The 21,867-nt window shown below is 66.3% G+C and carries 19 protein-coding genes and 1 pseudogene; 14 read left to right on the top strand and 6 right to left on the bottom strand.

Features of this window, described 5'->3' with window-relative positions; genetic code table 11:
- Positions 1 to 118: 118 nt before the first annotated feature.
- A pseudogene (locus HKK74_RS41800) lies at positions 119 to 232 on the top strand (phosphorothioated DNA-binding restriction endonuclease); the annotation flags it as partial.
- The gene (locus HKK74_RS07210) at positions 192 to 440 is read left to right on the top strand and encodes a hypothetical protein (RefSeq protein WP_187242274.1); all 249 of its coding nucleotides are present in this window, start codon (positions 192 to 194) and stop codon (positions 438 to 440) included. The pseudogene HKK74_RS41800 and the gene HKK74_RS07210, both read left to right, overlap by 41 nt.
- 126 nt (positions 441 to 566) lie before the next feature.
- Here the strand turns inward: HKK74_RS07210 and HKK74_RS07205 are convergent, their stop codons facing one another.
- Positions 567 to 1,586 carry a M4 family metallopeptidase gene (locus tag HKK74_RS07205; protein WP_187242273.1) on the bottom strand — a complete coding sequence of 340 codons (1,020 nt, stop codon included), beginning with the start codon at positions 1,584 to 1,586 and terminating at the stop codon, positions 567 to 569.
- Between the two features lie 603 nt (positions 1,587 to 2,189).
- Entirely contained in the window at positions 2,190 to 3,212 is a 1,023-nt protein-coding gene (locus HKK74_RS07200) for a D-alanyl-D-alanine carboxypeptidase family protein (protein ID WP_187242272.1), read from the bottom strand.
- 536 nt (positions 3,213 to 3,748) lie between these two features.
- On the opposite strand from HKK74_RS07200, the gene HKK74_RS07195 reads away from it, so the two are divergent.
- Positions 3,749 to 4,942: an esterase-like activity of phytase family protein gene (locus HKK74_RS07195; RefSeq protein ID WP_222721956.1), complete on the top strand. Its 1,194-nt coding sequence runs from the start codon at positions 3,749 to 3,751 to the stop codon at positions 4,940 to 4,942.
- Positions 4,943 to 5,335: 393 nt separating this feature from the next.
- Here HKK74_RS07195 and ggt read toward each other — a convergent pair whose 3' ends face one another.
- Together ggt and HKK74_RS07185 are read right to left on the bottom strand one after the other, a co-directional pair.
- Positions 5,336 to 7,315 (bottom strand): gamma-glutamyltransferase, encoded by a 1,980-nt coding sequence (gene ggt / locus HKK74_RS07190; protein ID WP_187242271.1) that lies wholly within the window; start codon positions 7,313 to 7,315, stop codon positions 5,336 to 5,338.
- A gap of 288 nt (positions 7,316 to 7,603) precedes the next feature.
- Positions 7,604 to 7,864 carry a hypothetical protein gene (locus HKK74_RS07185; RefSeq protein WP_187242270.1) on the bottom strand — a complete coding sequence of 87 codons (261 nt, stop codon included), beginning with the start codon at positions 7,862 to 7,864 and terminating at the stop codon, positions 7,604 to 7,606.
- A gap of 219 nt (positions 7,865 to 8,083) precedes the next feature.
- On the opposite strand from HKK74_RS07185, the gene HKK74_RS07180 reads away from it, so the two are divergent.
- From HKK74_RS07180 to HKK74_RS07155, 6 genes are all read left to right on the top strand, one after another.
- The gene (locus HKK74_RS07180) at positions 8,084 to 8,311 is read left to right on the top strand and encodes a J domain-containing protein (protein WP_222721955.1); all 228 of its coding nucleotides are present in this window, start codon (positions 8,084 to 8,086) and stop codon (positions 8,309 to 8,311) included.
- A gap of 65 nt (positions 8,312 to 8,376) precedes the next feature.
- On the top strand, positions 8,377 to 10,245 hold the full coding sequence (dnaK, locus tag HKK74_RS07175; protein ID WP_187242268.1) for a molecular chaperone DnaK: 1,869 nt from the start codon (positions 8,377 to 8,379) through the stop codon (positions 10,243 to 10,245).
- Positions 10,246 to 10,370: 125 nt separating this feature from the next.
- Entirely contained in the window at positions 10,371 to 10,862 is a 492-nt protein-coding gene (gene grpE / locus HKK74_RS07170; protein ID WP_312881312.1) for a nucleotide exchange factor GrpE, read from the top strand.
- A 60-nt stretch (positions 10,863 to 10,922) separates the two neighbouring features.
- The gene (locus tag HKK74_RS07165) at positions 10,923 to 11,417 is read left to right on the top strand and encodes a hypothetical protein (protein ID WP_187242266.1); all 495 of its coding nucleotides are present in this window, start codon (positions 10,923 to 10,925) and stop codon (positions 11,415 to 11,417) included.
- Between the two features lie 985 nt (positions 11,418 to 12,402).
- The gene (locus HKK74_RS07160) at positions 12,403 to 14,229 is read left to right on the top strand and encodes a CocE/NonD family hydrolase (RefSeq protein WP_187242265.1); all 1,827 of its coding nucleotides are present in this window, start codon (positions 12,403 to 12,405) and stop codon (positions 14,227 to 14,229) included.
- Between the two features lie 106 nt (positions 14,230 to 14,335).
- A complete protein-coding gene (locus tag HKK74_RS07155) occupies positions 14,336 to 15,712 on the top strand; it encodes an amidase (RefSeq protein ID WP_187242264.1) in 1,377 nt (458 codons plus the stop codon).
- Between the two features lie 238 nt (positions 15,713 to 15,950).
- Here HKK74_RS07155 and HKK74_RS07150 read toward each other — a convergent pair whose 3' ends face one another.
- Both HKK74_RS07150 and HKK74_RS07145 read right to left on the bottom strand, forming a co-directional pair.
- Entirely contained in the window at positions 15,951 to 16,505 is a 555-nt protein-coding gene (locus tag HKK74_RS07150; protein ID WP_187242263.1) for a hypothetical protein, read from the bottom strand.
- 194 nt (positions 16,506 to 16,699) lie between these two features.
- Positions 16,700 to 17,611, bottom strand: a complete 912-nt coding sequence (locus HKK74_RS07145) for a DNA-processing protein DprA (RefSeq protein ID WP_187242262.1) — start codon at positions 17,609 to 17,611, stop codon at positions 16,700 to 16,702.
- 515 nt (positions 17,612 to 18,126) lie between these two features.
- Here HKK74_RS07145 and HKK74_RS07140 point away from each other — a divergent pair.
- From HKK74_RS07140 to HKK74_RS07120, 5 genes are all read left to right on the top strand, one after another.
- Complete coding sequence (locus tag HKK74_RS07140; RefSeq protein ID WP_187242261.1) at positions 18,127 to 18,756, top strand: hypothetical protein; 630 nt, start codon at positions 18,127 to 18,129, stop codon at positions 18,754 to 18,756.
- A 183-nt stretch (positions 18,757 to 18,939) separates the two neighbouring features.
- A complete protein-coding gene (locus tag HKK74_RS07135; protein ID WP_187242260.1) occupies positions 18,940 to 19,125 on the top strand; it encodes a hypothetical protein in 186 nt (61 codons plus the stop codon).
- An 826-nt stretch (positions 19,126 to 19,951) separates the two neighbouring features.
- A complete protein-coding gene (locus HKK74_RS07130; RefSeq protein WP_187242259.1) occupies positions 19,952 to 20,362 on the top strand; it encodes a VOC family protein in 411 nt (136 codons plus the stop codon).
- A 227-nt stretch (positions 20,363 to 20,589) separates the two neighbouring features.
- Positions 20,590 to 21,132, top strand: coding sequence for an IS1096 element passenger TnpR family protein (locus HKK74_RS07125; protein ID WP_187242258.1), 543 nt, complete (start codon positions 20,590 to 20,592; stop codon positions 21,130 to 21,132).
- 90 nt (positions 21,133 to 21,222) lie between these two features.
- Entirely contained in the window at positions 21,223 to 21,768 is a 546-nt protein-coding gene (locus tag HKK74_RS07120; protein ID WP_187242257.1) for an AAA family ATPase, read from the top strand.
- The last annotated feature ends 99 nt before the right edge of the window (positions 21,769 to 21,867 follow it).

Below are 21,867 nucleotides of genomic sequence, written 5' to 3'. Positions count from 1 at the left end.
CCCAGTCGAACGGACCGGTAGGGCTCGCGGAGGCCAACATCCGGTGACCTTCACATGATCTTGCAGCTGTTCGCGGTCTCAGGGAGCGAACAACTGCAAGATCACGACTCATGTGGAAGACGGGCGGCTCGGCCACCATCCGGTGGCCATCCAGGCCGCGCATGTGCGCTGGCACAGCCAGGGCGGTCCGGATGAAGTGGCGAACGCTCTCGCGCTCTGCGTGTTGCACCACGCTCCTCCACGCCCCGGCCCCCGGAGCGCTGCGGTTCACGACGTTCTGCGAGCTCCCCGCAGGGCACGTGCGCGGCCTCAGCGCGCCCTTCGCGGGCCGAAACATCCCCCCGGTCCAGGTGATCGGCGTCGACTTCGTCGACGGTTCCACTCTGCAGCTGCGCGACCCCCTGGCGGGCCGCCTCGTACAGCGCGCCCAGAGTCGATAAAGACATCTGCTCCGGGTACGGACGGATCCTCGCCCTGTCAGGGCTGGCATGGCCGGGGCACCGCGAAACAATCCGTCCGTGGCCCAGACCATGTCCTGCGTGCTCAGTCGCACGTGTCGCTGGAGGTCAGAGAATTCCGCGGGCGGCGAAGGCGGCCTGGGCGGCCTGGGCGGCTTGCGCGCCGTACAGCCTCTGTGCCGCCGCCACCGTGGCCTGTGCAGCGGCCCTGAACGAGGTGTCGGGCGCGAAGGCGAACTGCGCTTCGATGATCAGGGTGCTTGCCTTGGTGTCACCAAGCGCCTGGCGGATGTCCCACAGGGCGCGCGACCAGATCTCGCCGTCGCGGTGGACCTCGCCGACGACGTCCTCTGGGTAGTGCTTGGAGCCGTCGAGGCGACGCAGGCAGTGGATGGGGCCGGAGGTGTAGGACACCGAGTCCCAGTCGGCGACGCACGCTTCCGGGGTCTTGGCGGGCCGACCGGTCTTCCAGCTGGTGACGGCCACCGCCAGGTAGTCGCTGAACGCCTCGCCGATCGCGCCGGACTCAAGATTGGTGCCGAAACCAGCGACCTGGCCGTCCTGCACCGAGTGGCCGTACTCGTGAATGATCACTTCGGCGTCCTCGGCATCGTCCACTCCGCCTTTGCCGAGGGTGATGTTGGCCTTGTTCTCCCTGAAGAAGGAGTTGTCACCGCCGTACTGGTTGATCCGCAGCTCAATCCGGCGCTGGTTGACCGGCCGAAGCGCGGACCCGAAGCCCAGGTGCTGGAGGTAGCGCTGCGCGGTCGTCACCCAGTAATAGCCCATCACCTGCTCGAACTGGTCGGAGTCCCGGTGGAAGGCGGGCAGTGCGCCGTTCACCACCTGGGCGGGCGCACCGGTCTGGCTCTTGACGGTGACGTACCGTCCGGAGAGCGAGCCCGAGCCGTCGAGATCGGTGAGAGTGACCTCGCGGTAGGCGGGCGCCAGAGCGGCGTAGTCGGCGTCCTTGGCATCGGTGAGGGTCTGATCGCCGAGTTGCTGGACGGGGCTGGGATAGAAGACGGTTCCCGTCGCGGTGACACCCGAGTCCGCGGCGGCGGGCACCGCTCCTATGAATGGGAGCGCGATCGCGGTTGCCAGGGCAAGACGTCGTGTCGTACGCATGCGCGGACGATATTCGCCCTCCTTCCAAGCGGAAAGCTCCAATCGCCCCGGAGTTCCCAATCTGTCGGCCCCTGCCCATTCGCGACACAGAATTCTGGCGAGGATTGTGCTGGCTCATGACGGATGGCGCGCGATAGCGCCGATGACCGTCGTTCTCCGGAGCGTGATCACTGAGCTGGAAAGGTCACCGGGGTGTGGAGTTCACCGGCCTCACGGTGTACGACGAGTACGCGGTCGCAGGCACGTTGCTATGAGGTAGGGCGTGCCAGCGGTGGGAGCGCCGCGCCGGATACAGCCAGCGGCGCAGCAGTCGGCTCAGAGAGGGGCCGCCCATCTACGAGATCGCCAAAATGGCCGGGTTCACGCCGCCCACGGCGCCGACTTCGGGGAGCACGTCCGGATCCTGGCGTGGCGAACTGCGAACGATCGAGTCGACTGAGGGCACGTGGCCCTTGAGGACCACGCGCCCTGCACCACCCTCGTGACCCGAGACGGTGGCCGTTTAGGATCGGTGCACCATGCTGGGCAACCCGGCCGGTGAAGCCGGCCGGGTTCCTTCGACATCGAATTCAGCTGTCCAATGCCCAGCTCATGCGCGGGTCGTTAGTCTCTCGAAGCGCCGGAAGGCAGCGTACGGAGCTTCATGCTCGTGGCGGTGTTGGTATTGAACGCGTAGTCGAGCATTCTCGCGGCGTCGGTGAAGCGAGCGGTAGTGCTGGAACTGTAGAGCACGACGCCGATCACTGTGCGGCCGTTACGGTACGCGGAGAAGATCAGGCATGGGCCGGCGGCAGTTGTGGTTCCCGTTTTGATGCCATTCGCGCCAGCGTAGGAGCCGAGGAGCTTGTTGGTGTTGTACCAGGTATATGTGCGGCCGTTGGTGGCCCGCTGCACAGTCTTCTGCGTCTTGGCGAGAGTACGAAATGCCGAGTGGGTAAGTGCTATTTTTGTCAGTTTGATCGTGTCGCGTGGCGTGGTGTACGTGTAGCTGGATATCCCGTCGAAGGTAGTGTATTTGGTGTTGGTCATGCCAAGGCTCGCTGCCTTGGTGTTCATCTTGGCGATGAACGACTTGGTGCGCGCCGAGACGGTACTTCCCGTGCCGTAGGTATCGGACAGCGCCATGGCCGCATCGGACCCCGAAGGCAGCATCATCGCGTACAACAACTGCCTGACAGTGACTTTGTCGCCCGCCCTCAGGTCCGCGGTGCTGGCACCCTTGGAGGCCACGTAGTTTCGGTAGTCCTGCTTGATCGTCACCAGTCTGTTGAGCTTAGTGCCGTTGCCGGTGATGCCGAGTACGACAGTGGCCGTCATCACCTTTGTCGTGCTCGCCATCGGGCGCTTGGTATCAGCCGCCTTGCTCCACAGCGACTTCTTGGCCGTGTTGTCGTAGAGAAAAGCCCCCCTGGCGCTAACCGTAGGTGTCGCTGCCGTAACCGAAGGCGCCGTAACCGAAGGTGTCGGTGTCGTAACTGAAGGCACCGTTGCCGCCCCGGCCGCAGATGCCGTCGGGGCCGCAACTGCAAGGACACCGGAGGCAAGCGCGGTGGCGCCGAGCTTGCGGAACCTCCTACCTCCGAGCGGCAGGGCGAAATTTTTCCCTGGTTTGTCTATGGTGCGCATAAAAGGTGACAGTACTACGCCCGCCGATACGACTTGGGGTTAATTGCCACACATTCAGGTGATTCACGTAGAGGTTCTGAGTAGTCGCAATATGTGAACACGGCTGGTCCGCAGCTCATTGATGAGCTCGCCCCGCCACGAACGCGGTCGAGCCCTTGATAGGGATCTGCTTGCCGCCAGTTCGATGTCTCGCCGGCGGAGGTTGAGCAGTTCCCGCGCCGTACGCCGGGTGCCGCACGTCGCCTTCGAACTCGATGTAGTGCCGGACCTCGCCTTTGACCAGGACCTGCAGCGCCAGGGACGTAGACCTGCCGAAGTCCTTGGTGACGGCGAAGATCCGGCTGCCGTCCGGAGCCCACGCGAGACCGGCGGTTTCGAGGGTGGTGCTGCTGGCTCCGGAGGGTCGAGATCAACAAGGCCCTTTTATGGGCATATGTCAGTGTTACTCCTAGTGCATCTAGATTTGTCAACGAAGCTGATGTTTGTGGACTTCTGCTGTTAGTTTGAGGTTTACCTACGCTGCTAGCGTGCGCTCCATGAAATCGCTTTCGATCATGCTCGGCGCCGCAGCGCTGGCCCTCGCGACGGCCACCCCGGCCATAGCGGAACCGCGCCACGACGGCTTCGGGCAGGCCACCTTGACGGGCTTTGCCGCGCTGCCGGCTCAGACCTTCGTCACTGGTAGTGAACCCTCCGGGTCTCTGATCGGCACCACTCCGATCAACGGCATAACCCCGCCTTTCGCCGACCAGCCGGTCCAGGGCTTCAGCGGGGTCGTACGACGGGGTGCGGGCATCTATGAGGTGCTGTCTGACAACGGGTACGGCAACAAGGCCAACAGCGCGGACTTCCAGCTCCGCGTACAGCGGATCAAGCCGGACCTCAACAAGGGAACCGTCCAGGTGATCGGCGGCTTCAACCTGTCCGACCCCGACGGCCACGTGCCGTTCCCGCTCACCCGTGCCGACCGGGTGCTGACCGGTGCGGACTTCGACCCTGAGTCGATCGTCCGCCTGTCCGACGGCACCTATTGGATCGGTGACGAGTTCGGCCCGTTCCTGCTGCGCTTCTCCGCCACGGGCAAGTTGCTGAGCGCCCCGATTCCCATGCCCGGAGTGAAGTCACCGCAGAACCCGTACCTCAACGGAGAACAGCCCAACCTGGGCAGCAGCAAGGGCTTCGAGGGCATGGCCAGGTCGGTCGACGGCCGCACGCTGTATCCGCTGCTGGAAGGCACGGTGGCGGGTGACGCGCCGGGCGCTCTCCGGATGTCGGAGTTCGACCTGCGGAAGGGCGGCTACACGGGACGCAGGTGGGTCTATCAGCTGGAGTCCCCCGCCAACGCGATCGGCGATGCCATCGCTGTGGACGCGCACCGGTTCCTTGTGATCGAACGTGACAACGGCCAGGGCGACACCGCAGCGTTCAAGCGCATCTACCTCGCGGACCTGCGCGACCGGGATGGCGACGGCAAGCTGGACAAGACCCTCGTGGCCGACCTACTCGAACTGGCCAACCCCAAGAAGCTCGGTGGCTTCGGCGAGACCTTCCGCTTCCCCTTCCAGACCATCGAGAGTGTCGTCATCCTCAATGACCGGACGCTCGCCGTGCTGAACGACAACAACTTCCCGTTCTCATCCGGCCGCACTCCGGGCAAGGCGGACGACAACGAGTTCATCACCGTGAAGCTCGCCCGCCCGCTCTTCGCCGACCCCCGGGTCAGCAAGTAGATCGACTCGACTCCGCCCCTCCATCCGGTCCGCCGATGGAGGGGCGTTGGCCTCGGCGGCTTGGCCAGGGTCAGGCCGCTGTCGGTCTTCGCGGTCACGCTGGCGATGGCGCAGAACGCCGGCGCGACCTCGCGTACGGCGGGAGCGCGGGTGCGCGTTCCGCCCGGCGACCGGCGGCGAACCCTGCGGAGGCGGCGGAGCAGGGCGATGGTCGTCTCCGGCAAGGTAATAGCCGAACTCCTGGCAGAACACATCGCCGGCCTCGGGTGGGTCCAGATACAGGCCGACGATGTCGCGAGCCTTGTCGATGCACTGCGGGTCAGTGGAAAGCTTCCAGGTCTGCACCCGGGCACGTCCGCGTACCCGCAGGTTCCTCGGCCCGAAAGGGTGCGCTCACCAGCCGACGGCGCTGCCGTCTTTCCTATGGTCGGAGGCGACCCGGTAGACGCCGTTGACAGGGGCCAGCGAGGTACCTTCGGACGCCGCCCGCTCGGTCGCCTGCGCCTGGCTTTGGGTCTGTGTCTGGGTTTGTGTCTGGGTTTGGGTCTGCGTCTGGGCCTGTTCGCTCCGGCCGCCGTGAATCTTTCGGTCGAACAAGACCGCCTGGAATCCGCCCATGGGGTCGCCGGTCGACTCCCGGACGTGATGCCCCATTGCGGAAAGCTGCCTTCCTACCAGTTTGAACAATTCGGGTTCGAGCTGGAGGATATCGGTGTTCTGATCATGGTTGAACCGTGCCGCGTCGGCGGCGGCTTGCGGGTTCATTCCCAGATCGACCATGTTGATGATCTCGGTGGCCTGCGCCTGGGCCTGTTCGCTGCCACCCACGTTCCCGAACGCCATGACGGGGTGGCCATTCTGCATTACGAAAGCGGGGATGAGTGTTTGGAAGGGGCGCTTATGAGGAGCGACGACATTCGGCGACGTCGGGTCCAGTGAGAACTGTGACCCACGGTTCTGAAGGGGGAATCCGTAGCCGGGAACGGTTATCCCCGATCCGAAAAATTCAAAGAGGCTGTAGATGAACGAGACCATGTTGCCCCACCGGTCGGCCACCGCGAGATACACGGTTGCCGCGGTGTTCGGCGCCTTGACGCGTGGTGGCGTGGCCCGGCGTGGGTTTATCTTCTTGCACAGAGCTATCGCATGCGCCGTCGAAAGGAGTCGGCCGAGCGGGACCGACGTGAATCTCGGGTCGCCGTTGTAGGTGTAGAGGTCGTCGAAGGCGAGCTTCTTGGCTTCGACCAACAGGTGCCAGAACTCCGGTGAGCGCGGCCCGAGTTTGGCGAGATCCAGGCCGAGGACAGGGCCGGTCTGCTGAAGGATGTTGAGCATCTCCAAGGCGCCGAAGCCCTGGGTGTTCGGCGGCATCTCGTACACGTCATAACCGTGGTAGTTGATGCTGATGGGGTCGACCCATTCGGCGCGGAACTCCGCGAGGTCCGCCAACGTCATCGCGCCGTTCAGCTTCTTGATCTTGGCCACAATGGCGTCCGCGATCTCGCCGGTGTAGAAGGCGTCACGGCCCTTCTTCTGCAGGACCCGGTAGGCATGTGCGAGGTCCGGATTGCGGAAGATGCTGTACAGCGGCGGGGCCTTGCCGTCGACGAGGAACACCCGAACCGAGTCGGCATCGGTCTTCAGCACGTCCACACTCTCCTCCCAGTCGGCGTGGACCTGCTCGGGGATTCCGAAGCCCTGTTCGGCGAGCGTCGCGGCGGGTTCCAGGAGGACGTCGAAGTCGAGAGTGCCGAACCGTTCGAGCAACCGGTGCATGCCATCCATGCCGCCGGGCACGGTGATGCTGTTAACACCGCGCTCTGGCATCCCGGTCTTCTCATTGAAACCGCGGGCGTGAAAATAGTCGAGGTTCCAGGCTTTGGGGGACCAGCCACTGGCGTTCAGCCCGAACAGCTTCCGGTCCTTTGCCGAATAATAGATGGCGAACATGTCGCCGCCCAGTCCCGCGCTCTCAGGCTCGACCAATCCGAGAACCGCCGCGGTCGCCACCGCCGCATCGACGGCGTTCCCACCATTCTGCAGAATTCGCAGGCCCGCCTGCGCGGCAATGGGTTGGCTGGTCGCGATGGCGCCGTGCCGCGCGACGACCTCTGATCGAGTCTGGGGCAGCCAATCGCTCGCGCGGGATCCGCGTACGGCCGTGATCCGGGCCCCCGGATTAGGAATCGAATCGGTCGGCCGACCGAACGGCGTCGGGCTCGGACCTCCGGCGCCGGCGGTGGGCCGCGTCGCGCCTGACGCACTCGCCACGCCCATATTGGCCGTACCTCCCAATGCTGCCAACCCCATTGCAGTGCCGCCTACTTTCAGAAATGAACGGCGCGACGTTTCGCTAGTTGAGTTATCGGACATTAGGCTTCCTTTCTGGACGGCCTTGGCCGTGGCTGATCGAAATCAGGCTGGGCCGTGGGTAATAGTCGACCGTTTTTCAATATATGGCCCCATAGGCTCACCCGCACCCTTTGTCTTGATGGTCAAACGGATGCTTCCTGACACTTCAATTGCATAGTCAGGACGGTAGCTCAGGCGCCGTCTTCCCGGTTGACCGTGAGCGATGAAAAGGATTCCTTGGTGCGGATCTGGGAGTCTCTATAACCGACGACGAAAGAAGCCGCTACGAAGAACTGCTCGGCGCTCGCTTCATTCCCGAGATGGCCAGGCACTGCGCATCGACGACAGGCTCACACCGCCGTAGATGGGGTGGCGGACGATCGAGAAGATGCCATGCTCGACCAAAGCCGCCTCCTCCTTGGGCTTCGGGAACGGCGACAGGTTGCGCTCACCTAGGGCGACCGAGGCGGTCGCGACGATGCCCAGCCCGGCCATGGCCGGCAGGCCGGCTGCGACGGCGACGGCGCCAGGCCAGGTGGCCGAACGGACGCCGAACACGGGTGCAAGCACGGCCGGCGGCATCATGTAGCCGCAGACGTGGATTCGCCGGCCGTCGGCGTCAGGAGTCGCTCACGCTCACTGGTTCCATGGGTTTCTCTTGAAACGCACTTCACTGCACTTACAACGCAAACCCGAGCACCTTGACGGGCGCTCATGCGGATTTTATACAGGTCTTATCGGAGGTTTTGGTCATACCTGCAGGTCACGACCGATGAAGGACCCGAGGAGGTGAGCGTGGTGTCGGTACGGCGTGACGCGGAACGGCCCTGGCGGGATTACAACAAGATCCTCGGGGTGGAGCTGTCGGCGTCCGCCAGGAAGATCACCTCGGCCTACCGCAGGCTGGTACGTACGTTGCATCCGGATTCCCACCCAGAGCGGCCGACAGCGGGGGAACGGTTCGGCCTCGACGGCCGGGGACGGGTGTGGTTCAGGTGGACGACCGGGTGGCGGTGAGGGGTCCCGTTGAAGGCACCCCGCCCTGATGCGGACAGGAGTGAGGACCGAAGGGGGGCTCTGAGATGGCACGAGCGGTCGGTATCGATTTAGGTACGACGAACTCGGTGGTCTGCGTCCTCGAAGGCGGCGAGCCGACCGTCATCACCAACACGGAGGGATCGCGGACGACTCCGTCGGTGGTGGCGTTCGCGAAGAGCCGTGAGGTGCTGGTCGGCGAGGTGGCCAAGCGCCAGGCGGTGACCAACGTGGAGCGGACCGCGCGGTCGGTGAAGCGCCACATGGGTGAGGCGACCTGGCGGTTCCCGGACTCCGGGAGCGTGGACGGTAAGCAGTACACCGCGCAAGAGATCTCCGCGCGGGTGATCCAGAAGCTGAAGCGTGACGCCGAGGCGTACCTCGGGGAGGACGTCACCGACGCCGTCATCACGGTGCCCGCCTACTTCGACGACGCGCAGCGCACCGCGACCAAGGAGGCAGGGGAGATCGCCGGCCTCAAGGTTCTGCGGATCATCAACGAGCCGACGGCCGCGGCGCTGGCCTACGGCCTGGACAAGGAGAACGACCAGAGCATCCTGGTCTTCGACCTGGGCGGCGGAACGTTCGACGTGTCGCTGCTGGACATCGGCGAGGGCGTGGTCGAGGTGAAGGCCACCGCCGGGGACACCCAACTGGGCGGGGACGACTGGGACCAGCGGGTCGTCGACCACCTGGTCAAGCAGTTCAAGAACGGCTACGGGGTGGACCTGTCGAAGGACAAGATGGCGGTGCAGCGGCTTCGCGAGGCGGCCGAGCGGGCCAAGATCGAGCTGTCGGCCGCCACGGAGACCACGATCAATCTTCCCTACATCACCGCGTCCGCCGAGGGCCCGCTGCACTTGGAAGACAAGCTGTCCCGCGCGGAGTTCGAGCGGCTCACCCATGACCTGCTGGACCGCTGCAAGGGCCCGTTCCAGCAGGCCGTGAAGGACGCCGGGATCAAGGTCTCCGACATCGACCACGTCATCCTGGTCGGCGGCGCCACCCGGATGCCCGCCGTGATCGGCCTGGTCCGCAAGCTCACCGGCGGCAAGGAGCCGCACAAGGGTGTCAACCCGGACGAGGTGGTCGCGGTCGGCGCCGCGTTGCAGGCCGGCGTGCTCAAGGGCGAGGTCAAGGACGTCCTGCTGCTCGACGTCACCCCGCTGTCGCTGGGCATCGAGACCAAGGGCGGCATCATGACCCGGCTCATCGAGCGCAACACCACGATCCCCACCAAGCGCTCGGAGACCTTCACCACGGCCGACGACAACCAGCCGTCGGTGTCCATCCAGGTCTACCAAGGCGAGCGCGAGATCGCGGCGTACAACAAGAAGCTCGGCATGTTCGAGCTGACAGGCCTGCCGCCCGCCCCGCGTGGCGTTCCCAAGATCGACGTCACCTTCGATATCGACGCCAACGGCATCATGCACGTCTCGGCCAAGGATCTCGGCACCGGCCGTGAGCAGTCGATCGCCATCACCGGTGGCTCGGCGCTACCGAAGGAGGACATCGACCAGATGGTGCGCGATGCGGAGCGGTACGCCGAGGAGGACCGCCGCAGGCGCGAGGCCGCCGAGACCCGCAACAACGCCGAGACACTCGTCTACACGACCGAGAAGGTGCTTCGCGACAACCCCGGCAAGGTGCCGGGCGATGTGCAGTCCGAGGTGGAGGCCGCGCTCGCCGACCTCAAGGAGAAGCTCAAGGGCGAGGACGTCACGGCCATCCGCCAAGCCACCGAGAAGGCGGCCGTGGCCGCCCAGAAGGTGGGCCAGGCGATGTACGCGCAGGCACAGAGCAGCGGCGCGGGCGCGGATGCGGGAGCGGCCGGCGCGCAGCAGGGGGCCGACGAGGAGGAGGTCGTGGACGCGGAGATCGTCGATGAGGACAAGCCGCGAGGAGGTACCGGATGAGCTCCCGGTCTGATTTCCGGCGAAAAGGCCGACCGCGAAACGGCCTTCTACCGCTCCTTGCCGGGACCCGGCACGACAAGACCCCGGCCCTGCCCGGGGCACCGCATCGCTCAAGGCCGGCTCCCGTGCCGAAGGCCACAGCGGACGGGCCCCCCGCGAGGTCACGGGTCGACGAGCTGGAGGCGCGGCTCGCCGAGCGCACCGCGGACCTGCAGCGGGTCAAGGCCGAGTACGACAACTACCGCAAGCGAGTCCGCCGCGACCGCCTGGCCGTCGGCGAGGCCGCCGTGGCGAACGTGCTCCGCGGCCTGCTGCCCGTCCTGGACGCCCTCGCCCGGGCCCGCGAGCTCGGTGCGGTCCACGGCGGCTTCCAGCAGGTCGCCCAGACGCTGGAAGCCGAACTCGCGGCGCTCGGCCTGCAGGCCTTCGGCGAAGCCGGCGAGCCCTTCGATCCCGCTCGCCACGAGGCGCTCTCTCACGCGCGCTCAACCGAGGTCGCCCGCGCGACCTGCAGCAAGATCTTGGCCCCCGGCTACCGGGTCGGTGACCACCTCCTGCGCCCGGCCCAGGTGATGGTGACCGAGCCACCCGCCCCCGGTTCGCGGATCAGCGAATAGGTTTCCGGTCGTCCACCGGCCAAGCCTGTCCCGCGCCGCGCGCCGGTACGCTGGCCGCCCATGTATGAGATCGCCAAGATGGCAGGGTTCTATGCCGCCCACGGCGTCTGGAGCGTCTCCGACGGGGAGACGTTGATTCCGATGCTCGGCTATGCGCACGTGGACGGCGGTCAAGGCATGGACCGCCTCGCATTCGACGATGTCGGCGATGCCGCGAGAGCCGGCCAAGAAGCATTGGAGGCGGGTCGGGACGGCTGGGTTCGCGCGGCGCTCGTCGTCGACGCCTACCTTCACCTCGACGCGGGACGGATCGATGCTTTGATCGTCGACGCCGTCGAGTATCTCCCGGCGCCTCGGTCCATGAAGATGGCCATTCCCTACCGGCCACAGCCAAGCACCCAGGGCTTCGCCGTGTACCGGCCAAAATTCATCGAGGTCACGGGCGTCGATGAGCCGGACTACGCCGCGTTGGCCGATTCCTTCTTCTCCGGAGTCGATTCTCACGAGCCGGCGGCGGCCGTATGGAACGCGCACCTCGTCGACGAGTCCCCCTGAGACGGTCCACGGTCTTCGATCGCCATCCACAACCTGTGGACAGAGCCGGGCGATGCCGCCTTGCCACCGAGCCGGCCGGTTTCCTCTCTCCCTCACCCATCGCGAGGTCGGTATCGCGGCACGTATCCGGGATCCCTCCCGCAGTACATGATCGACCGTTCTCTGGTTGGTTAGGGAGCCGCGCCAGCATCAAGATGCTCTGCACGACGACAATCAAGTCCCTTTGCCGCTCATGCCTGTCCCTCCAATGCCTCGAGCGCGGCGGCGCCGTAACGTGACGCCGATTCCAGGATCTCGTCGGCGAGCGGTGTCCCCTTGGTGGCCTGGGCCAAGATCATGCCGCCCACCGTCAGGGCCAGCGAGCCGAGCGCCGCGTCGCGGGGCCCGCGGCCCTGTGGGATCGCCGCCGGTCTCGAACGCCTCCGCCATCTTCGTCACCTCCTCGGCGAACACCGTCACGGTGTCTTCGCTGCGAGCGGCATCGATGGCCGCCATCGGCATGGGGCACCGACCCTGGACATCGTCTCGATGCCGCTCGGAGAAGTACTCCCGCAGGGCCGACTGCAGCCGGAGACGCCAGCCGTCCTCATCAGGGCGATCGAGGAATAAGCCGATCGTGGCGGGCTGGATGCGTACCGACCGGGTCGAGTGCCCGCCTTGCCGGCGACGATCCAGTGGTCCGTGTAATCCAGCGGACGGTGTATTAAGGGCCATTTCGGTCAGCCCGAATTTCCAGAATCGGTCATGTGGGTTCATCGCTCGGTGCAGGCCGAAGGCGCGAAGAACAGTCATACCGAAAACACGCTGCGTCATCGCTGCTGATAGGCCCTGCGATTTCGACCGCGGATGAAGGAGACGGCAGTGGCGGCGCGTTCGGGGTGGCTGAATCCGAGGCGAAAGAAGATCGACAACTCCGGAGAAAGATTTTACTGTCGCTAGGCAACCCGGGCGGGCAACGTCTGGAGCTGATTTCAGTGGAGCTTGTATGAGCTTTCGCAAGAAGGCATCGGCCGTCGCGGCGGCCAGTGCACTGGCCACCATCACCCCCCTGACTGCGGGCGGTTTGCCCGCGGTGGCACAGACCGCTCCGGCGTCTGCGGCATCTGACGCCCCGATCACCCATGAGCAGAACCCACGGGTTCCCGAGGGCGCTGCGTGGACGGAGGCGTACTTCCCATCCTCGGACGGCAGCGATGTCGAACTGCACGCCGACGTGCTACGCCCAGCACACCTGCCGGCCGGAGCGAAGACGCCGGTGATCCTCGCGGTGGGTCCCTACTTCGCGCACGCGGGGCAGACTGATCCCGAGGGCTGGGACCAGGTCGGACCATCGGCGCGCTTCCAGGACTTCGTCGACGGCGCCGACCTGATGGCGCGTGGCTACACCTTCGTGATGGTCGACCTGCGCGGCTTCGGCGGGAGCACCGGATGCCTGGACTTTCTCGGCCCGGGGGAGCAGGCCGACATCAAGGCGGCCGTACAGTGGTCGGCCGGCCAGCCCTGGTCGACCGGCAAGGTGGGCATGTACGGCAAGTCGTACGACGCCAACACCGGGTTGGCGGGCAATGTCCTCAAGCTCAAGCCTTTGCGGGCGATTGTTGCCCAACAACCGACGTGGAACAGGTACAACTACCTGTTCAGCAATGGGGTGCCGCGTTCCAACGTGACCAGCACCCCTCGGGGATATTTCTCGATCGCGACGATGCCGCCGCTGAGTGATGACAGCGACCGGTACAAGGCGAACGCGGCGTACGAGAAGAGCCACCCCGAGTGCGAGAGTGACAACCTCACCCACACCCAGAACCCCGACCCGAAGTCGCCGTTCTGGCGTGCCCGCGATTTCGCCGCCCGCGCCGCCGGGACCCAGACGCCGCTGTTTGTCACGTCGGGCTTCCTCGAGCCCAACACCAAGCCCGAGGACATGGGGAAGTACCTGGCCAACCATCAGGGCCCGGAGCGCGGTTGGCTCGGTCAATGGGAGCATGTGCGGGGCAACGAGACCAACGACAAGGGTCAGCTCAAGATGGGACGGGCGGGCTGGTTCGATGAGGTGATGCGGTTCTACGACCAGTACCTCCGCGGCACCGACCCGTCAGTGACCGACCCGGCGTTCGCCATCGAAGACAGCCTCGCCCACTGGCGGGCCCAGGCGACCTGGCCGGTGAGCAACACCTCGTACCGGGTGCGGCTGTCGTCCGGGCAGTACGTCGACGACGGCGGCACCGCGCACAATGGGGCCCTGCCGATGACGGCGCCGCAGGCCAAGGGCTGGGACATCGAGGACGCGCCGCTGGTCGGCCCGCTGTCACAAGCCCAGCCGAGTCCGTACCGCGCCGACGCACCCGGCGGCAGTTACTGGACCTGGTCCACGCCCGCCTCCGAGCAGGTGCGGATCACGGGCACGCCGCAGATCACGCTGAAGGCCACCGGCCAGGGCAACGTGAACGTGCGACTGTGGGACGTCGCTCCGAACGGCACGGCGACGATGTTCGACGAGAACGTCGCACTGCTGGAAAACGGTGGATCCACCTCGTTCGCCCTGAAGGCGACAGACTGGACCTTCGAGCGAGGGCACCGGCTGGGGGTTCAGATCGGGACTATCACCTCAAACGGCTGGCGGGACGTTCCCTCGGGCCAAACGATCACGGTCTCCGACGCACGGCTCGCCCTGGCCGTGCAGGACCCGCGGTCCGACGCGCCGACCCAGGGTGACCGCTCGCCGTACCTGGACCAGTACCTGGCGGCGAACACCACCACGCTCAGCAACGTCGGCAACGGCACCTTCCCACTGAGGGTCGCACAGCACGGCTGACCATACGGCTGCCCGGCACCCGCCTCAGCGGGTGCCGGGCAGCCGGCCGATCATCCATGTCGATCTGTATCCGCACCACACCTGTACGGCGGCGAGGCCGGATTCCATGGAAACTGAGCGATACGTGCAAGCCCGGCAGGCCCAGCCGGGCAGGACAGGCTACTTCGCCGGTCGTACGGTGGCTGACTTCGGCCGCGCGATGCGTACGGGCACGGTGACGGCGGTCGGGGCCGTCGAGGGCGCGCTGGCGTCGATCGCCGAACTCGACGCGGACCTGGGTGCCTTCGTCACCGTGGCTCCCGAGTATGCCCTGGCCGCCGCGCGGCGGGCGGACGCCGAACTCGCCGCCGGTGTCGACCGCGGTCCGCTGCATGGCATCCCGGTGGGGATCAAGGACATCATCGAGGTCGAGGGGCTTCCGACGACGATGGGTTCGGCCCACTTCGCCGACCATGTGTCCACGGTGGACGCCGAGTGCGTCCGCCGGCTCCGGACCGCGGGCGCCGTCATCGTCGGCAAGACCACGACGCACGAGTTCGCGTACGGCCCGTTCGGTGATCGCTCGGCCAATGGCCCCTCGCGCAACCCGCACGACCCGGCCCGGATGTCCGGCGGCTCCAGCGGCGGCAGCGCCGTGGCCGTCGCGGCCGGGATGGTGCCGGTCGCCCTCGGCACCGACACAGGGGGGTCGGTTCGCATTCCGGCGGCTCTGTGCGGTGTCGCCGGGTTCAAGCCGGCGCATGGCGTCATCCCGGTCGATGGGGTGTTCCCGCTCGCCCCGACGCTGGACGACGTCGGTGTGCTCGCCCGTACCGCCGATGACTGCCGGGTGGCCTACCGCGTTCTGGCCGATCTGCCGGCCGAGCCCGGCGGCCCCGGCGTGGACCTGCGTCGCATCGGCTGGGTACGACCGGACGCGTTGTTCGAGACCGACCACGACATCGAACGGCTGGCGCGGGCGGCGCTCTCGCCCGTCGGTGCCGAGGTCGAGGAGGTCGAGCTCCCCGAGGCCGCCGGGATGAGCGAGACGTACTTCGCGATCCAGGGCAGTGAGGCGTACGCCGAGCACGCCGACCGCGTGGCAGCCGATGCCGCGCTGTTCGATCCCGAGGTGCTCGACCGTCTCAAACTGGCGGCCGAGACCGCGGGGTGGCGATACGTGCGGGCGCTCCGCGACCGCGGCCGGCTGCAGAATGAGATGTCGGCGCTGCTGTCCCGCTACGACGTACTGGCACTGCCGACCACACCGCTGGTCGCACCGCCCCTCGGAGCGCGAACCACTGAGATCAACGGCACGGCCGTCGGCGTCCGGCCGGCGATGCTGTCGATGACCAGCCCATTCAACGTGTTCGGCCTACCGGCACTCAGCGTGCCGGTCGGCATGGTGGGCTCGCTGCCGGCCGGACTCCAGCTCGTCACCAGTCCCGGTCGCGAGGACTTCCTGTTCGCCGTCGCCGAAAAGGTCAGCGCCGGCGGCCACTGACTCCGGTCGCATGGCGCTCAGTTGGCCGACGGTCGACATCGACGGTATCGAGCGCGCGGCTGGACGCACGGCCGCAGTCTGGGTGAGGGCTTCCGCGCACTGCTCGGCTCGAAGGCCAACACCGGATCACCCGTCCCCGAGATCTGATCCGGTCATTTGCCCCGACCGCTGCCGCCTCCAGAGCGAGTTGTCGCCACTGCTGCCCCGCTATGACGGTCCGGGGCGAGTATGGACCGCGTCAGGGGCAGCCTTCACCGGTCCAAGGGCAGATCTCCGGATCGAAGTCGAGACCCGAAATATCGCGCAAGAACTGGACGTTGTCGCCGAACCCTTGTTTGATCCAGCGCGCGACCACCAGTACGGAGACGCGCATCGCGCCTGCCTTGCGCAGCGCCAGAACGGCGGACTGAGCGTGGCCTCCTTGTGTCCAAGTATCGTCCATCAGAAGCACATGGGAGTTGGCGGGCAGTCGTGCGCCTGTGCTGAAGTGATCGGGATTGACAGCGCGGGGATCAACGACCTTGGCGGCGGCGGTCAGAGGCACCTCGAGTCCGCTTGCCGCGTTACTGACGATCCGGTGAAAGGGATGCTCTCCCGGCTTGGCTGGCAGTGAAGGAACGGTTGCCCAGTGGGTCACCGGGGTGTCCAGGAGCGCGTCGGGACAGGTGCCATGCATCGAAAGGCCGAGGAGAGCGAGCATGGCCACAACCCTGTAGTGCTCCTGGACAGGCACCTGGGCCTTGTAACCGCGCATGACGTAACCGGACTGATCGCCGGCCACGGCGTACGTCAAAAACGCAACGGTGTCGGCAAGCCGACCGTGGACACGATGTGAGTTGCACGGATAGCAGTACCTGAAGCCGTCGACCGGTGTGGTGCAGATAGCGCAGGTGACACGATCCTGTCGTACGGAATTACGGAGGTAGCCCCCCGCAGTGGAGACCAGGGCGGCGCGCAACCGCGCCCCGAATGCCGGCTCAAGCATGTTCAGGTAGCGACAAGCCGCCGCAATTCGGCGTCCACAAGCGTGCCCTCTCTGTTCAGTTCATCGATGACGTTCATCACTGAGGATAGGCTGTCGGCCACGTGGACGCCGGGTCGGCCGACGAGCGCTTGGGCCCACTCATTTCGTTTGACGACCAGGTCGGTCAGGATCACCGGTCGGCCATGCTCCACGGCCATTCGAGCTTGGGCGCGTGCGCCGCTCTGCTCACCTGCCTCTACTACGACTGTGGCCATCCCGTAGCCCGACATGGTCGCGTTGCGCATCAAGAAGCTGTGTTTCTGCGGTGGTGCGTCGGGCCAGAACTGAGAGAGCAGCAGGCCATGAGAGGCGATCTTCTCGTGGAGATCCCGGTTCGCGGCCGGGTAGACCTTGTTGATACCGGTTCCGATGATGGCGACTGTGCGCCCGCCGGCGGCGAGGGCCGCGCGGTGTGCTGCCGTATCGATGCCGAGAGCCAGGCCTGCCACCACGGTCACACCCCGCGAGGCCAGTTCGTGAGCCACGTTGGTCGCGATCTCGAGTCCGTGATCGGAGGCCTTTCGAGAACCGACCACCGAGACGGCGACGTCATCGGGCGTGGTGGACCCGCGTGCGAACAGGACCGGAGGGGCCTGGTGGATGCCGCGCAGTCGTGACGGATAGCCTTCGTCGAGGATTGTCAGCAGCGTGTGGCCCTGATCCGCCCACAGGTCGATGTCCCGAGCAGCCGATTCTATGGGATCGGGTTCCCCTGGAAGGTCCACCAGCGTGGCGGGCATGAGCCGATGCCAGACTTCAAGGGCACTGCCGGCCTCGAGGACCTCGGCAGTGATCTCGCCCCAGCGCATGTCCTGAGGCCGAACCTGGAGTAGCGCGACCAATGCGGCCCACTCCTCAAGTCTGACCGTCTCCATCTCGTCAGAGTACGTGGGTGAACCCCCCATCTCCACGCTCCACCCCAGCTTCAAACGTACGTTCGATTACGGTTCGTAGGTTCGACAGGTTACCCCAGCAGAGAGATCCGGTGGGAAGGATACGTGCATGGCGACTACCCCCATCTGTACTTTCCGGGTCGAGGGGGCGCTGGCCTGGTGACGTTGGTCCGCAGTACGTTCGCCGATCTCCCACCGCTCCTACCCTCGTGGGGCCGGCAAGGGCGCTGACCCACCCCCGCTGGCAAGGCAGGTGCCGATGTCGGCTGCTTGCTGCCCGAGAACCTGCTCGGCCGCGTCACCGACGTGAAGTGACGCCGGAACCGGAGTCCTGGGTAGGCCCGCCGGACTTGGCCCACGTATTGACCGGCGTGAGGACCGGCCCGATATTTGCGGCAGGCGTTTAGCCGGAGTGCGGGGGGGTCATGCAGATCATAGAAGTGACCGGCTTTGCGGTTCGATCCGCTGTGATCACAATGCGGCGGAAGGATACGCCCTTGAAGTTCGTGCTCTTCCCGATGTTCCACGTGGCCTCGCCGGCGTTCTACGCCGACGTACGCACACGGCTTAAGGAGTGCGACGTCATCGTCGCCGAGGGGCTTCGGGGCAAGTCCCGCCAGGCGAGCACCCTCACACTTGCCTACCGGCTCGCCCCGCGCCGACGCCGCAACGGCTTGGAGGAGCAGAAGAACGCAGCACTGCTGCCCGCCGGTGTACCCGTGATCAATGCGGACGTGACCGCGGCCGAGTCCATAGCCGACCTCAGAAGGCTGCCACGATGGATGTATCTGCTGCTGTTGCTCTCCGCACCCGTGATGGGTCTGGTGTTCGCGTGGCGCGGTCCGCGCGCCTTCTTCGACGAGGACCTGGTGGTCGAGGATCTGCCGTCGACTCGGCGTGCGGAGGCGCGGGCCGAGGGGCCCATAAGGGACGCGTTGAGCAGCCGACGCGACCAGATGCTGCTCGACGCGCTCGGGAAGATCCACGCGGACCGCGGTGACGAGGCGATCACAGTGGCTGTGGTCTACGGGGCAGGACACATCCCCGCCGTTACCGCCGGGCTGAGGGATCGTTACGGATATCGGCCGCGCGGAGCCGAGTGGCTTACGATCTACGTCCCAGAGTAGACGACTTGGCGCACCAGGAACGGTCAAGAGACACACGATCGGCGCCGAACATCGGCCACGTTTCTGCCGAGTCAGCGGGCCCTGGTGTCCGGGGCGATCTTGGCAGTCCAGCGGGCGGCCTCGTCGGGTGACAACATCCGGTCCAGAGCGACGGTCGGCCGCATCAAGGGGTAGACCCGCCCGGTGTTCCAGGAGCGCGGGGTACGGGGGCGGGTCCAGGACGGCCACGCGGCGGGTGTCGAGGAACGGGATGTCCGCCGGCCTGCCCTCGTTCCAGATCCACTCACCGAAGGCATCGACGAGGTTGAACTGGCCGCGGATCCCGCCGCGCGGCTGTGGGTCGCCATCAGTGGCGGCGGCGACCCATGACGATTCCGGCCGTTCGCCGGGGACGAAGCCGTGCGCGGGGGCGCCGATCAGGGTGGCGGCGAGCAGAGAAAAGCGCCTTCGGGAGTGGAATCGGAAGTTCGCGGGTCGGAGGATCGGGCGCCGGTACGGCGGTCAGGCCTCCGAGGCAGGCCGCCGTGCCGGCGCCGTACTGCCGTCAGCCGCGGGTGAGGGCCTGGGCCGGTGGGGTGCGCAGCGCCCGGCGGGTGGGGAGCGCCATGGTGAGGAAGGCGATGCAGGCCACCGCGACCGCGATGGTGGGCACGAGCCAGATCGGTCCGGCCGGCCAGGGGCTGTGCAGGAAGCCGATCGCCAGTAACGCGAGGGGGTACGACCGACAGCAGGAGGCCGGTGCTCAGCGCGACGGCGCAGATCAGCTGGAGCGCGGCGAACTCGTGGCGGCGGCCGGTGGTAGTGGTGGCGATGAGCTTGTTGGCGATTCTGTTGTAAGCCTTCGCTTCCTCGAAGGTCTCGAAGCGCTCCTGGCCCGCGTACTTGTCCGGCGTGCTCCACCACCAGATCTTGGTGACGATCGCGCCCAGCAGCATGTGCTCCCGCACGCGCAACTCCCGCGGTCGTGCCGTACCGCGCCACGGTCTCGCGAAACAGCGCCTCCTTGCTGCCGAAGCAGGCACAGATGCTGGCCGAGGCGATCCCCATGGCACTGGTCAGGTCGTTCAGCGAGGTCCCCTGAATATGGTCGCAGGCTCATCGATAAAGTCGAAGTTAGGCGGCCGTGACAGGGTCCCCCGGCCGGGTCTCCGGCCGTGCGGGCTCTCGGCCAAAGCCCACAGTTCTAGGAGGAGTCATGTCCTCTCAGCTGAACCCGTACTTGACGTTCAACGGCAACGCCCGCCAGGCGATCGAGTTTTACGCGAGCGTGTTCGGCGGCAAGCCCGCCTTCCATACCTTCGCCGAGCTCGGCGCTCCGGACTCACCGGACGCCGATCGGATCATGCACGGGATACTCGAGACCGACGGCGGCTACACGATCATGGCCGCCGATGTCACCCGCGACATGAAATACGAGCCCATGACGGGCTGCTCAGTGAGTCTCAGCGGCGACGACGACCACCTGCGCGGCTACTGGGACAAGCTCTCCGCAGGCGGGTCCATCACGGTGCCCATGGAGAAGCAGGTCTGGGGTGATGAGTTCGGCATGTGCGTGGACAAGTTCGGCGTGTCGTGGATGGTCAACATCAGTCGGCCGCAGACCTAGCAGTTAGGGATACAGGCCAGTAGTCGCACCTCGCTCAGTCCCACCGGAATTCCATGACGGGAGTCCGACGAGGCGCTCGGAGGCCCGCCGGGCGCAATGCGTGTACTGACTCTTGCGGAGTACCGCCGGGCGGCGCGTGGCCCACCCGCTCGGCAGGAGGAAGGCTGACACAGGGGCACTTACATCGTGCCGTTCCCGAAACCCCGACGGCTGAGAGGCGCGAGACGATGGCGCGTACGTGGTTGTCGATTCGCGTCGAGCTGGTATCGGGCCGGGGCGAGACGTACTGGCCACGGCCTGGCCGGGTCTTCGCGGCCGCCAGTTCTCATTCGTTCGCGGAGCTCGCCGAGGCCATCGACCTTGCGTTCGCGCGCTGGGACCTGGCCCATCTGCACATGTTCACCCTCGCCGACGGCACCGGTCTCAGCCGCCTGGAGCGGTGGGACGGCGACGCGCCCGAGGGCACCCTGGACGGCGACACGACCAGGCTCAGCCGCCTGGCGGCCGGCGAGCGGTTCGCGTACGTCTTCGACCTGGGCGACGACTGGGCACACCTGTGCACTGTGGACGACCAGCGCATCGACCCCATGGAGGAACTCGGCAGGGCGCCCGGCCGGCCCGTGCCGTACTTGGGATGGGGCGATATCCCCGACCAGTACGGTCGCCGGTGGGACGACGATGACGGCCATGATCCACTGCCGAAGGCCCCTCGCCGCACGTTCGTGGACCTCCCGCCGATCCTGCCCTGGTGGGGTGGCCATGCGCGATGACGGAGGGGTGTCCAGGTCGTTCGTCGCAATGACCTTGGGCACCTTCTGCGTTGGACGTGACCGGTTTGCGAGATAACGGAGTTCTACTGAATGGCACCGGAGTCGGAGCAGTTCGTCGTCATCACCGGAGGGCCCGGGTCGGGGAAGAGCACCTTGATCGCCCAGCTTCAGGAGATGGGCTACGCACGTTCCCTCGAGGCGGGGCGCGGGATCATCCAGGACCAGGTGGCGATCGGCGGGCCCGCGCTGCCGTGGACCGATCCGACCTTGTTCGCTGAACTGATGCTCTGCTGGGAACTGCGTTCCTACCGGATGGCGGTCGAGCAGAAGGCGCCGGTCTTCTTCGACCGCGGGGTCCCGGACATCGTGGGCTACCTGCGACTGGAGGGGCTGCCGGTCCCGGACCATCTCCACGCCGCTGCAAAGACGATCCGGTACCACCCTCGCGTTTTCATCGCACCCCCGTGGCCGGAGATCTACGAACAGGACAGCGAACGCAAGCAGTCCCATGCCGAGGCCGAACGCACCTACGAGTTCATGGTCGCGACCTACACCGCTTATGGCTACGAACTGGTGCACCTCCCCCGCGCCCCCGTAGCAGAACGGACACGGTTCATCACCGATTTCCTTCGCTGACCACTCCGTCGCGTCGGTTCGGCAATCCGCTGCAGTCCGTCGCCCTGTATCCGTGACCCGCGTGCAGCACCCGGAGCCTGCGGAGACGCCGCCCACCGC

The sequence above is a fragment of the Actinomadura alba genome (assembly GCF_014323705.1).
Taxonomy (GTDB): Bacteria; Actinomycetota; Actinomycetes; order Streptosporangiales; family Streptosporangiaceae; genus Actinomadura_C; species Actinomadura_C alba.
This window is presented reverse-complemented; position numbering and strand designations above follow the sequence as displayed.